The following is a 12,892-nucleotide window of genomic DNA, read 5'->3' as shown; positions in this document are numbered from 1 at the left end:
AGGATCAGTCCTTCTTGTAACCGCTCTCGGTGCAGCCCAGGCAACGCACGAAAGCCGCCATGCCCGGCTCGACCACCAGCGCCTGGCCGGCTTCGCCGATATTGCCACCGGCAGCAGTGAACGGCAGGCTGACCAGGAACAGGCCGGCACCGATCACGGTGGCGCCGATTAGCAGCGGACGGGCAACGAGCAGGTCGCCGGCCATGGCATAGCCTTTGGGTGCCTCGAGGGTATAGGTCGGGTCACCGCTGGTATTCTGCTGGACCACTTCCGCCTGGGCCGGCAGTGCCAGCAGGCCAGTGGTCAAAGCCAACACAGCGGCGGAGGTGCGAAACAGATTCATGATTGCGGTCCTTCATTATGTAGTTATGCAGAACGATGCTGGTAACTATAACAGCGCTTGCGCAAATGTCAGCGTGAACGCCGTCAATCGCCGTGGAATGCGTATTCCGGCTTTTTCGGCTCATAGGGACGAAAAAAGGCCAGCAAGACCTTGATGTCCGCCTCGGTATCGCCGGTCGGCTGAAACGGCGCGCCGATCACCACCCGCCGATTACCATAGTCCAGCGCACCGGGAACGATGGGGACGCCGGCCCCGCAGGCGATATGGTAGAAGCCCATGCGCCAGCGCTGCACTTTCTTGCGCGTGCCTTCCGGCGACAGCACCAGGATGAACTCGCGGTGGTCGCGGAAGCCCTGGACCGCCTGCTCGACCATGTTCAAGCGCAGATGGCGCAGGATCGGGATGCCGCCCCAGGCTTTCAGCAGCCCGCTGAAGGGCCAGATAAAGATGCTGTGTTTGCCGAACCAGCGTGCATTCAGGCGCAGGACGAACTTCACGGCGATGAAAATCACGAAATCCCAGTTCGAGGTGTGATGGGCACCAATCACCACGAACTTGTCCAGCGCCGGCATCTGCCCCTCGATACGCCAGCCCATCAGCTTCAACACGCTACGCCCCAGCCACTCCGCGAACGGATTGGCCGGCAGATAATTGCCGTCCATCATGTTTCCTACTGCTTGTTCTTATTCTGATTATGGTGCCTGTTAGCGCTGGCACTTCGGGCAATACACGCTGGCCCGCTGTCCCAGTTTGACCTCACGCAACGTGCTGCCACACTGCTTGCAGAACTCGCCGCCACGCCCGTAGACGAACAGTTCCTGCTGGAAATAGCCCGGCTGACCATCACCACCGACGAAGTCACGCAGGGTGGTGCCGCCACGCTCGATGGCATGGGCGAGGATGCGCTTGATCGCTTCGGCCAGCTTCACATAACGCGCCCGGGAAATCGTCCCGGCCTCGCGGCGCGGGTCGATGCCGGCGGCAAACAGCGCCTCGGAGGCGTAGATGTTGCCGACGCCCACCACCACCGCGTTATCCATGATGAACGGCTTGACCGCCATCGAGCGCCCGCGTGACAGCTGGTACAGGCGCTCGCCATCGAACAGCCCGGTGAGCGGCTCCGGGCCGAGCCTGAGCAGCAATTCATGCTTGAGTGGGTCGCTGCTCCAGAGCAGCGCGCCGAAGCGCCGTGGGTCGGTGTAGCGCAGCGCCAGGCCCGACTCCAGTTCGATATCGACATGCTCGTGCTTGGCCACCGGCGTTCCCACCGGGACCAGGCGCAGGCTGCCGGACATGCCCAGGTGACCGATCAGGGTGCCGCTCTCGGCCTGGATCAGCAGGTACTTGGCGCGCCGCTCGACGCATTCGATGCGCTGCCCGGACAGGCGCACGTCGAGGTCTTCGGGGATCGGCCAGCGCAGGCGACGCTCGCGCACGACCACGCGGCTGACGCGCTGCCCCTCGAGAAAGGGCGCGATACCGCGACGGGTAGTTTCGACTTCAGGGAGTTCAGGCATGGCGAACGACGGATACGGCAGGGGAAAGCGGCCACCTTAGCAGGAAGCCGCAGGGCGAACGCAACCGGTTAACCGGCACCCAGATCGTGGATATTTTCCTTGAGCGTCTGGAAGTCGTACTCGGTCAGGCCGACATACTCCAGCACCTGCTGCTGGATACTGTTCCACTCATGGTCTTCGCTCTGGTTGCCCAGCACCCGGTAGCTGGCGCAGATGTGCTCGGCCATCTTGAGGATGGCCATCAGGGTTTTCAGCTGGGCATCGCGACCGGTGTCGTCCTCGAAGAACGACAGCGCGTTGTGGTGGTTGGCAATCGCCTCGCACAGGTGCAGCGGCAGGTTCCACGACTTGGCGGTGAAGTAGCCGACCACCGCGTGGTTGGTGTTGAGCAGGCGATTCTCGGTATCGACCACGCGCCGCTCGCTGCCGGCATTGAAGTACGCCTCTTCCAGCACCGTCATGTAATCCGGGAAGCGCTTGAGCATCAGCGGGATGCCGCAATTGTGGAACAGGCCGAGGGTGTAGGCCTCGTCCGGCGCCTGGTAGCCGATGCGCTTGGCCAGGGTCAGGCAGGTCATGGCCACATCCTGGGCGGTGTCCCAGAAGCGGTTGAGGGTGACGATGGTTTCATCGCTCATCTCGCCCTTGATCGACTGGGCATTGATCAGGTTGATCACCGAGTTGCAGCCGAGCAGGTTGACCGCCTGCTGGATCGAGGCAATGCGGTTGGCCAGGCCGAAGAATGGCGAGTTGACGATTTTCAGCAGCGCACCGGACAGGCCCGGGTCCTGACTGATCAATCGGGCGATAGTCTTCAGGTCCGGGTTGGGCAGGAACTGCTCCATCTGCAGATCGACCATGATTTGCGGCTGCGGCGGCACACTGATGCCCTGCAACACTTGCTGGATCTGTTCGGCGGAAAGGTCTTGGGCCATGAGCGCGGCAACTGAAATGAGAAAGTCGCCACAGTTTAGCTAAAGCGTTCCCGACTCCACAGCCAACTTTTGTAGGAGTTTTGCTGCCAGGCCGCAAACGGCTGGCGCCAGTGGGTTTGGCCCACGCGGGCGCCGACCAGTGGTCGCTGCCGGGCTCTTTTTCCTGGCATAGGACTGCCGGCAGGGTCTGCGGCTATAATTCCGCTCTTTTTCGCGGAGTAGCCCCGATGTCCCTGCCCAGCCTGCGCCTCAAAGCCAATGCCGATCGCCGCCTGCGCGCCGGCCATCTGTGGGTCTATAGCAACGAGATCGACGTCGCTGCCACCCCGCTGACCGGCTTCCAGGCCGGTGACCAGGCCATCCTCGAGGCCGCCGGCGGCAAGGCCCTGGGCATCGTCGCGATGAGCCCGAACAACCTGATCTGCGCCCGTCTGCTGTCGCGCGACGTCAAGCACATCCTCGACAAGTCGCTGCTGGTGCACCGCCTCAACGTCTGCCTGTCGCTGCGCGATCGCCTGTTCGACCAGCCGTTCTACCGCCTGGTGTACGGCGACTCCGACCTGCTGCCGGGCCTGGTGGTCGACCGTTTCGGCGACTACCTGGTGGTGCAGCTGGCCTCTGCCACCATGGAGCACCACAAGCACGACCTGATCGAAGCCCTGGTGCAGGTGCTCAAGCCACGCGGCATCCTGTTCAAGAACGACTCCAAGGCGCGCGATGCCGAAGGCCTGGCGCGCTATGTCGACACCGTGTTCGGCCAGGTGCCGGAGTGGGTCGCCCTGGAAGAGAACGGCGTGAAGTTCGAAGCCCCGGTGATCGCCGGGCAGAAGACCGGCTGGTTCTACGACCACCGCATGAACCGCGCGCGCCTGGCGCCCTACGTCAAGGGCAAGCGGGTGCTCGACCTGTTCAGCTATATCGGCGGCTGGGGCGTGCAGGCCGCGGCGTTCGGCGCCAGCGAAGTGTTCTGCGTGGACGCCTCGGCCTTCGCCCTCGACGGCGTCGAGCGCAATGCCGCGCTGAACGGCGTGGCCGAGAAGCTCACCTGTGTCGAAGGCGACGTATTCGAGGCACTCAAGGAACTGAAAGCCGCCGAAGAGCGCTTCGATGTGGTGGTCTGCGATCCGCCCGCCTTCATCAAGCGCAAGAAAGACATCAAGAATGGCGAGGCCGCCTACCGCCGCCTCAACGAAACCGCCATGCGCCTGCTCGGCAAGGACGGCATCCTGGTCAGCGCCAGCTGCTCCATGCACCTGGAAGAGGATCACCTGCAAAACATCCTGCTGACCAGCGCGCGCCACCTCGACCGCAATATCCAACTGCTCGAGCGCGGCAGCCAGGGCCCGGATCACCCGGTGCATCCGGCCATCGCCGAGACCCGCTACATCAAGAGCCTGACCTGCCGCCTGCTGCCCAACAGCTAAGGGCCAGCCGGCGCCTCGCGGGGCGCCGGCTCGACTTACTGATATTCCGGCGGCTGCGGCACGTAGAGCGCTCCGCCGACCTGCAGGCTCTGGTAGCGCGGCTTGACCAGCGTCACGCTGCCTTGGCGCGCCGCCTCGATCAGGTCTTCGCTGGAATAGGCCTGCTCGAAGCGGCCAGCCACCTGCCACTCGTCGCGCTCGTTACGGGCGAAGAACAACAGCTCGCTGCCATAGTGCTCGGTCGGTAGCAGCAACACCTCATTGCGCCCGTCGGCATCCATGTCCACGGCCCACAGCAGGCAGCCGGCATGGTCGCATTCATCCTGCAGCGTCTGCTTATCCACCACCCGCTGCGCCTCGTCCTCAGCCGGGCCGATCCAGTCCAGGGTCTCTGCCGGCATGGCCTGCGGATCGACAGCCGCCGCGCCATAAGCCCCTTGCTCGACCAGCTCGTCCATGCGTGCCAATAACGCAGCGCGGGCCGCTGCCTCGAGCAGCTCGCCAGCCTGCAGACGGGCCTTCAACCCATCGAATTGCTGCACACCGGGGCGCCCCAGCTCATGGCGCAGATAGGCCAGCGCGCTGTCTTGCGCACTGATCTTGCCTGCCAGCAGCCGCTGCACCTGGCTGCGCGCGCTGACATCCAGCGCATTCAGCCAGGGGCTGTGCGCCAGTACCAGCAGGACACAGACCAGCAGCGCCAGCGGCGGGTTGCTACGGCGCAGGCTGCCCAGCCAGACCGGCTGGCGCGGACGCAATGCCCACAGCAGAGCCACACTATGCAGCAGCGCCACCAGCACCAGCAGGGCGGCATAGAAACGCTGCGGCGTGACCCCGTACTGGGCAATGCGCAGGTAGGTCGAATAACCGGCCAGCACGGCCAGCACCAGCATGCACAGCACGCTGGCTTCCACCAGACGGCGCAGCAGGCGCGGATACCAGGGTGTCTCGCTGCCGTCCTGGAACACGCCATTGAGCAACAGCAGGTTGATGAAAATCAGGCACAGCAGGATCGCCGTCGAATGCCCGGTCTCCCAGATCGCCTGCAAGCCGGTGAACGGCAGCGCCAGTGTGAACAGCACAGCGATCAATGCACTCAGCGGCAACAGGAAACGGCACAGGACCAGCAGGATGCCGCGCAACAGGCCGATCACTCGTTCGCTTTCACAACCCATGCGCACGCCCACGGCGAACACCAGCAGCGTGCTGATAGCCATAAAGCCTGGCGAGGTGAACAGTTCGCCAAACAGATCGATGCCGAGCATGGCGAACAGGCCGGCCCAGAGGATCAGTAACAGGCAGAACAGGCCGACCAGGAACTGCGCCAGGAGCAGGATGAACACGTTGTTCCAGGCATGCCGGAACAGATCCTCGTAGCGCAGGCGCCCCTGCTCGCGGGTCGGCCAGCTGAGAATGAAGGCAATGGCGATATAGCCCAGCACCTGCGCCCCGACGCTCCAGCTGAGCAACAACCGGGAATCGTCGGAGCGCCCCTCGCCGAGGGCTCTGGTCTGCCAGAACACCCAGCCACTGATGGCCGCCATCAACAGCGCAAGCCCAATCAGCAACGCCAGGGCGCCGCGATCACGGCTGTGCCCGCCGAGCAGCTGCAGGCCCAGCCCGCCGACCAGGCCCAGGGTGATCAGTGCACCCGCCAGGCTGGTCAGCCAGTGCGCCGAGTCGCCCAGGGTCAGGCCCCACCAGAGCAACAGGCCCTGGCACAGGCCGATGGCCAGATAAAAGGGAAGTGAACGAGTGGGGGCAGCGCTCATGCCGGTCATCCTTGCAGGCGGGGTTGTGCGGGGGCGCAGTCTAATCCAGGCGACACGACCACACTGTGCACTACGCCGGCAATTCGCACCCGCTACAACCATTCGGCCTGCGGCCTTTCGTGTTGCCCACGCCTGGGATTAGAATCGCCACTCCCCTGCCACACCCTCAGGCGGGCCAGTGAGCCCCGGCCGGGCCCGCGGCGATCCCGCGGCGCTCCTCTGCCATGTCCACACGCAACGGTGATTTACCGTTTGCCTACGGCGCCTTCTGCGCTCACCCTATGACCATCACCTGAATAGCCTGCAGGAACGCCGCAATGCCCGATTACCGCTCGAAGACCTCCACCCACGGCCGCAACATGGCCGGCGCCCGCGCCCTGTGGCGCGCCACCGGGATGAAGGACGAAGACTTCAAGAAGCCGATCATCGCCATCGCCAACTCCTTCACCCAGTTCGTGCCCGGCCACGTGCACCTGAAGGACCTCGGCCAACTGGTCGCCCGCGAGATCGAAAAGGCCGGCGGCGTGGCTAAAGAGTTCAACACCATTGCCGTCGACGACGGCATCGCCATGGGCCACGACGGCATGCTCTATTCGCTGCCGAGCCGCGAGATCATCGCCGACTCCGTCGAATACATGGTCAACGCCCACTGCGCCGACGCCATCGTCTGCATCAGCAACTGCGACAAGATCACCCCCGGCATGCTGATGGCCGCCCTGCGCCTGAACATCCCGGTGATCTTCGTCTCCGGCGGGCCGATGGAAGCCGGCAAGACCAAGCTGGCCAGCCACGGCCTGGACCTGGTCGATGCCATGGTCATCGCCGCCGACGAAAGCGCCAGCGACGAGAAAGTCGCCGAGTACGAGCGCAGCGCCTGCCCAACCTGCGGCAGCTGCTCCGGCATGTTCACCGCCAATTCGATGAACTGTCTGACCGAAGCCCTGGGCCTGGCCCTGCCGGGTAACGGTTCGACCCTGGCCACCCACAGCGACCGCGAGCAGCTGTTCCTGCAGGCCGGCCGCACCATCGTCGAGCTGTGCAAGCGTTACTACGGCGAGAACGACGAGTCGGTGCTGCCGCGCAACATCGCCAACTTCAAGGCGTTCGAGAACGCCATGATGCTGGACATCGCCATGGGCGGTTCGACCAACACCATCCTCCACCTGCTGGCCGCCGCCCAGGAAGCCGAGATCGATTTCGACCTGCGCGACATCGACCGCCTGTCCCGCGTCGTGCCGCAGCTGTGCAAGGTGGCGCCGAACATCCAGAAGTACCATATGGAAGACGTGCACCGCGCCGGCGGCATCTTCTCCATCCTCGGTTCGCTGGCCCGTGGCGGCCTGCTGCACACCGAGCTGCCGACCGTGCACAGCAAGAGCATGGCCGAAGCCATCGCCAAGTGGGATATCACCCAAACCGACGACGAGGCCGTGCACACCTTCTTCAAGGCCGGCCCGGCCGGCATCCCGACGCAGACCGCGTTCAGCCAGTCGACCCGTTGGGACACCCTGGATGACGACCGCGAGAACGGCTGCATCCGCAGCGTCGAGCATGCCTACTCGAAAGAGGGCGGCCTGGCCGTGCTGTACGGCAATATCGCCCTCGACGGCTGCGTGGTGAAAACCGCCGGTGTCGACGAGTCGATCCACGTGTTCGAAGGCAGCGCGAAGATCTTCGAGAGCCAGGACAGTGCCGTGCGCGGCATCCTCGCCGACGAAGTGCAGGCCGGTGACATCGTGATCATCCGTTACGAAGGCCCTAAAGGCGGCCCGGGCATGCAGGAAATGCTCTATCCGACCTCGTACCTGAAGTCCAAGGGACTGGGCAAAGCTTGCGCCCTGCTCACCGACGGTCGCTTCTCCGGCGGCACCTCGGGCCTGTCGATCGGCCACGCCTCCCCGGAAGCGGCTGCCGGCGGCGCCATCGGCCTGGTGCGCGAAGGCGACAAGATCCTCATCAACATCCACGAGCGCACCATCAACCTGCTGGTCAGCGACGAGGAAATTTCCCATCGCCGTCACGAGCAGGACAAGAAGGGCTGGAAGCCGGTGGAACAGCGTCCGCGCAAAGTCACCACCGCGCTCAAGGCCTACGCCCTGCTCGCCACCAGCGCCGACAAGGGCGCGGTGCGCGACAAGGCGCTGCTGGAAAAGCTGGTGCAGTAAGCAGCACCCGGCACGACGAAAAAGCCCGGCAACAGCCGGGCTTTTTCTTTGCTACACCCTGTTCTTGGCTAACCACTGTAGGAGCCAGCTTGCTGGCGATCGCTTTGTACCGGGCACGGATCGCCAGCAAGCTGGCTCCTACAAAAACACGCAGGAACCTCTATGAAGATCGGCCTGATCTCCGACACCCACGGCCTGCTGCGCCCCGAGGCCCTGGCGGCTTTGCAGGGCTGCGACCAGCTGATCCATGCCGGCGATATCGGCAAGCCGCAGATTCTCGACACCCTGCGCGAGCTGGCGCCGCTGACCGTGGTGCGCGGCAACAACGATAAGGACGACACCTGGGCCGCCGCCATTCCCGGCAGCGTCGTGCTGCGCAGCGCTGGTGTGGGCATCTACGTCAGCCATGAGCTGGCCGATGTGCCGGAGCCATTGCCCGCCGATATCCAGGTGGTGGTCACCGGCCACTCGCACAAGCCGCTGCAGCAAGTGCGCCACGGCGTGCTCTACATCAACCCGGGCAGTGCCGGGCCACGGCGGTTCAAGCTGCCGATCAGCGTCGGCCTGCTGCATATCGACGCTGGTGCAGTGCGCGGCGAGTTGATCGAGCTGGGCTGATCAGCTCACGCCCATATAGCGATCGGCACGGTGATTGATCGCCAGCACCATGTTCAGCGCCACCGCGCCGAGCACCGAGAGAGCGACCTTGTCTGGCGCCACGACGAAGATCGACGCCAGCACGATGGTCGCATCGACGCCCATCTGCACGGCACCGGCGCGCAGGCCGAAGCGCTCCTGGAGAAACAGCGCGAGGATGTTCACCCCGCCCAGGCTGGCGCGGTGGCGAAACAGCATGAGCAGGCCCAGGCCCATGGCGAAGCCGCCGAATACCGCGGCGTAGAGCTGGTTCAGCTCGGCAAACACCACCCAGCGTGGGGTCAGCTCGGCGAGCAGCGACACCAGCGCCACGGCGCAGGCGGTGCGCAGGGTGAACTGCCAGCCCATGCGCCACAGCGCCAGGGCATAGAACGGCAGGTTGAGCAGGAAGAACACCAGGCCGAACGGCCAGCCGGCCAGGTACTTGAGTAGGAAGGCCAGGCCCACCGTGCCGCCGGTGAGCAGCCCGGCATGGCTGTAGAAGGCGATGCCCAGGGCGACCATGGCGGTGCCGAAGAGCAGCGCCAAGGCATCCTCCCAAAGCGGATGGCGGACGAAGATCTCGGCGACCTGTTCGGTGTCCGCGTGATCCGGGATGTGCTCAGTCATGGGGTAACCTCGGCGCCCAGCGTACCGGCACCAGCGTAGGACGGCGCCCCCGCTCGGGAGCGACGCAGATCAGTAAACGGGTGCAATCAGCGGCGCTGCCAGGTCTCGAAGCAGTGCGCCGGCGCCGGCTCGACGGCCGCCTGCGGCTCGCGCTCGATGCACTGCCAGGCCGCTTCGTCGTAGGCCGGGAACCAGGCATCGCCGTCCGGCTGCAGCGCCACGCGGGTCAGGTACAGGCGCTCGGCCTGGGCCAGGCCCTGCTCGTAAAGCTGGGCGCCGCCAATCAGCATCAGCTCGTCGACGCCCTGTTCGCGCGCCCACTGATCGGCGCGCACAATGGCAGCGTCCAGCGACGAGAAGACTTCCGCGCCCTCCAGTGCCAGCCCGGCTTGGCGACTGACCACCAGGTTGAGCCGACCGGGCAGCGGGCGACCCAGCGAGTCCCAGGTCTTGCGGCCCATGATGATCGGCTTGCCGAGGGTCTTGGCCTTGAAGTGTTTGAGGTCCGCCGGCAGGTGCCAGGGCAGTTGGTTGTCGCGACCGATCACGCGGTTGTCGGCGAGGGCGGCGATCAGGCAGAGGGGCAGGGTCGTTTTCATCCGCGCAGGATAACGGCTCGCCCGGCGCGAATGAAGCGCCGCCTCATGCCGGACAGCCCGGCCGCTTGCTCACTACCCGGTTACGCCCCTGCTCCTTGGCCAGGTACAGCGCCACGTCGGCCAGGCGCAGGGCATCTTCCAGATCCTGGTGCGGTTGCGGCAGCAGATAGGCCAGGCCGATGCTGATGGTCACCACACCGGTCGCCTCCGACTGCACATGGGGCAGCGCCAGTGCCTCGATCTCGCTGCGGATGTCTTCGAGGATCTGCATGACCTGGGACTCCTCGATGCCATACCAGAGGCCGACGAACTCCTCACCACCGTAGCGCGCCGTCATCTCCAGTGGGCGCCGCGCCTGCCGACCGATCACCTGGCCCACCGCACGCAACGCCTCGTCGCCAGCGGCGTGGCCATAGTGATCGTTGTAACGCTTGAAGTAGTCGACATCCATCATCACCAGGGCCAACGCCTGCCGCTCACGCTGAGCCTGACGCCAGGTGCGCTCGGCACGCTCGCTGAAGGCGCGGCGATTGAGCAGGCCGGTGAGGAAATCCTTCTCCGCCATATCCTGCAGCAAGCCCTGGGCGAGGAAGTTCTGCCGGCTGGCGTATTCGAGAAAGTAACAGCCAAAACAGCCGATCAGGTTGGCGCTGGCGAGAAATACCGCGTTGTACAGCAGCAGCTCGCCGGGCAGACCGCTGAGGACCTCGACCAGCAAATAGGCGAAAAAGGTCAACCAGCCGCATAGCGCAGCGGTGACGAAGCGCAAGCCGGGAAGAAAGTAGAAGAACACCGTGACCAGGATGATGCCCTCGTAGGGCAACGGAAAATCATGGGCGCGAGCGACCCAGATAATGCCGGCGACACCCAGGCCGCCGGCCAGCGCCGCGCCTCCGACAATTATCTGCAAATAGGGACGCAAGCGGCGCTGGTAGGTGGCCAGCCAGGCGATCAGCAGCGTCGGCACAATCACGCTAAGGCGTATGGCCAGGGTCCGGTTGCGCACGCTCTCCGGCAGGCTGACGGCATCCAGCACCGCGAACAGCAACATCAGCAACATCGCCACCAGCAGTGCCCAGCGCATGCGCACGAGAATCGCGGTGATGTGGTAACGGCTGAAGGCCTGCTCCAACTCATCGTCAAAACTGAGCAAGCGGAAGCCGGCGCGGTGCTGGCGCAGGTAGGGGGAATCCTGGTTGACCCAGTCCAGATTGGGCAACTTCATGGGCGCGCGCTCTTCTAGTTCTTTTGCCCTCAGCCTAGTCTGCCCGTCGCGCATGCCACAAGCCCGGCTTGCCCCGGTGTGGCGCGCAGGGGTTATCCTTGGACTCCGACTCGTCAACGGAATGCCGCGTGACAGACAACCCACTCAAGCGCCTGCAACGCCTCTGGCTGTGTGAAACCCTGCGCCTGCGCGAAGAGCACGCCGGCCCACTGGAAGATGGCGAAGCCAACCGCCTGGCCCGCCAGACCGGCAACGACCTGGCCAGCCGCATCGAGACCCGCGCGCTGTTCCTCGCCAAGCGTGACGGCCAATTGCAGGCCCAGCAGCATTGGCTGCAAGGCGCGCGCCTGGCCCTCGGCCTGCTGCTGGTGCTGGCCGTGCTCAGCGGTGCCGGCCTGGCCCTGGCCGCACTGGGCGATGGCAGCCGCCCAGTGAATGTGTTCTGGGCCCTGGGCAGCCTGCTCGGCCTGCACCTGCTTCTTCTGCTCGGCTGGGCCCTCGGCCTACTGCTGGCCGGCGACCACAGCGCCGGCCTCGGCCGCCTGTGGCTATGGCTCAGCGAAAAGCTGGCGCGCGATGCCAGCGCCGCCCAGCTCGGCCCGGCCCTGGTGTTGCTGTTGCAACGCCGGCGCCTCAACCGCTGGCTGCTCGGCCTGCTGGTACACGGTCTATGGCTGGTGGCGCTGCTGAGCGCCGGGCTGATGCTGCTGATCCTGCTCAGCACCCGCCGTTACGGCTTCGTCTGGGAAACCACCCTGCTCGGCAGCGATACCTTCGTCGCCCTGACCCAGCTGCTCGGTAGCCTGCCCGCGCTGCTCGGTTTGCCCATCCCGGATGCCGAAACCATCCGCGCCAGTGGCGACAGCGCCCTGACCAGCGAGGCCGCACGGCATGCCTGGGCCGGCTGGCTGTTCGGCGTGCTGCTGGTGTTCGGCATCCTGCCGCGCGCGGTGCTCCTGCTGCTGTGCCTGTGGCGCTGGCGACACGGCAGCGCGCGCCTCGCTCTCGACCTCAACCTGCCCGGTTACCGCCTGCTGGGCGAGCGCCTGCAACCGACCAGCGAGCGCCTCGGCGTGCTGGATGCCGCGCCAGCGCAGCTGACTGAAGCACAAGGTGGCAGCACCCGCCTGGACAGCAGCGGCGCCGTGCTGGTGGCCATCGAGCTGGACCCGCAACGCACCTGGCCACCGAGCCTGCCCAAGAGCGTCGCCGATGCCGGCGTGCTGGACAGTCGCGAACAGCGCCAGCAGTTGCTCGACCAGCTCGGCCGCTTCCCGCCGGCACGCCTGGCCATCGCCCTCGACCCGCGCCGCTCGCCAGACCGCGGCACCCTGGCGCTGCTCGGCGAACTGGCACGCACGGCCGCCGCCACCCGTATCTGGCTGCTGCAGCCGCCCCCTGGCGAAGCCCTCGACAGCCAGCGCCTGGGCGATTGGCACAGCGCGCTGCAGCGCCTGCACTTGCCGTTTGCCGACAGCGCGCCGCTGGCCTGGCTGGAGAGCGGTCATGATTGATCCCGTAGCCCGGATGCAATCCGGGACGGAGCTGCCTGCTTCCCGGATTACATCCGGGCTACGGCCTGACGGCCCCCTCTCCCCAACCCTCGGCTTGGGCCTCCTGCGTCGCTCTACCTCCTGCATCCATGC

12 protein-coding genes are annotated in these 12,892 nt (G+C 65.5%); 4 read left to right on the top strand and 8 right to left on the bottom strand.

From position 1 onward, the window contains the following. Positions 1-4: 4 nt before the first annotated feature. The 4 genes from HNE05_RS01245 to HNE05_RS01230 form a co-directional block, all read right to left on the bottom strand. Entirely contained in the window at positions 5-343 is a 339-nt protein-coding gene (locus HNE05_RS01245; RefSeq protein ID WP_173211272.1) for a multidrug transporter, read from the bottom strand. 83 nt (positions 344-426) lie between these two features. Then, entirely contained in the window at positions 427-1,005 is a 579-nt protein-coding gene (locus HNE05_RS01240; protein ID WP_173211752.1) for a lysophospholipid acyltransferase family protein, read from the bottom strand. Between the two features lie 42 nt (positions 1,006-1,047). Continuing rightward, entirely contained in the window at positions 1,048-1,860 is an 813-nt protein-coding gene (gene mutM / locus HNE05_RS01235; RefSeq protein ID WP_173211270.1) for a bifunctional DNA-formamidopyrimidine glycosylase/DNA-(apurinic or apyrimidinic site) lyase, read from the bottom strand. Between the two features lie 68 nt (positions 1,861-1,928). Beyond that, entirely contained in the window at positions 1,929-2,795 is an 867-nt protein-coding gene (locus HNE05_RS01230; protein WP_420826983.1) for an HDOD domain-containing protein, read from the bottom strand. A 227-nt stretch (positions 2,796-3,022) separates the two neighbouring features. On the opposite strand from HNE05_RS01230, the gene HNE05_RS01225 reads away from it, so the two are divergent. Further along, on the top strand, positions 3,023-4,219 hold the full coding sequence (locus HNE05_RS01225) for a class I SAM-dependent rRNA methyltransferase (protein WP_173211268.1): 1,197 nt from the start codon (positions 3,023-3,025) through the stop codon (positions 4,217-4,219). 35 nt (positions 4,220-4,254) lie between these two features. Here HNE05_RS01225 and HNE05_RS01220 read toward each other — a convergent pair whose 3' ends face one another. After that, positions 4,255-5,991: a DUF4153 domain-containing protein gene (locus tag HNE05_RS01220; RefSeq protein ID WP_173211266.1), complete on the bottom strand. Its 1,737-nt coding sequence runs from the start codon at positions 5,989-5,991 to the stop codon at positions 4,255-4,257. A 317-nt stretch (positions 5,992-6,308) separates the two neighbouring features. Here HNE05_RS01220 and ilvD point away from each other — a divergent pair, with 317 nt between their 5' ends. Next, positions 6,309-8,156 carry a dihydroxy-acid dehydratase gene (ilvD, locus tag HNE05_RS01215; RefSeq protein WP_173211264.1) on the top strand — a complete coding sequence of 616 codons (1,848 nt, stop codon included), beginning with the start codon at positions 6,309-6,311 and terminating at the stop codon, positions 8,154-8,156. 162 nt (positions 8,157-8,318) lie between these two features. Next, on the top strand, positions 8,319-8,774 hold the full coding sequence (locus HNE05_RS01210) for a metallophosphoesterase family protein (protein ID WP_173211262.1): 456 nt from the start codon (positions 8,319-8,321) through the stop codon (positions 8,772-8,774). On the opposite strand, the gene HNE05_RS01205 is transcribed toward HNE05_RS01210, so the two are convergent. The 3 genes from HNE05_RS01205 to HNE05_RS01195 form a co-directional block, all read right to left on the bottom strand. Next, a complete protein-coding gene (locus HNE05_RS01205; RefSeq protein WP_173211260.1) occupies positions 8,775-9,422 on the bottom strand; it encodes a YitT family protein in 648 nt (215 codons plus the stop codon). Positions 9,423-9,508: 86 nt separating this feature from the next. Then, the gene (locus HNE05_RS01200) at positions 9,509-10,021 is read right to left on the bottom strand and encodes a dihydrofolate reductase (protein WP_173211257.1); all 513 of its coding nucleotides are present in this window, start codon (positions 10,019-10,021) and stop codon (positions 9,509-9,511) included. Positions 10,022-10,064: 43 nt separating this feature from the next. Then, complete coding sequence (locus HNE05_RS01195; protein ID WP_173211255.1) at positions 10,065-11,246, bottom strand: GGDEF domain-containing protein; 1,182 nt, start codon at positions 11,244-11,246, stop codon at positions 10,065-10,067. Between the two features lie 128 nt (positions 11,247-11,374). Here HNE05_RS01195 and HNE05_RS01190 point away from each other — a divergent pair, with 128 nt between their 5' ends. Continuing rightward, positions 11,375-12,760 (top strand): DUF2868 domain-containing protein, encoded by a 1,386-nt coding sequence (locus HNE05_RS01190; RefSeq protein WP_173211253.1) that lies wholly within the window; start codon positions 11,375-11,377, stop codon positions 12,758-12,760. Positions 12,761-12,892 lie beyond the last annotated feature (132 nt).

Source organism: Pseudomonas campi (genome assembly GCF_013200955.2).
Taxonomy (GTDB): domain Bacteria; phylum Pseudomonadota; class Gammaproteobacteria; order Pseudomonadales; family Pseudomonadaceae; genus Aquipseudomonas; species Aquipseudomonas campi.
The sequence above is the reverse complement of the archived record's forward strand: the minus strand, read 5'-3'. Positions and strand labels throughout refer to the sequence as shown.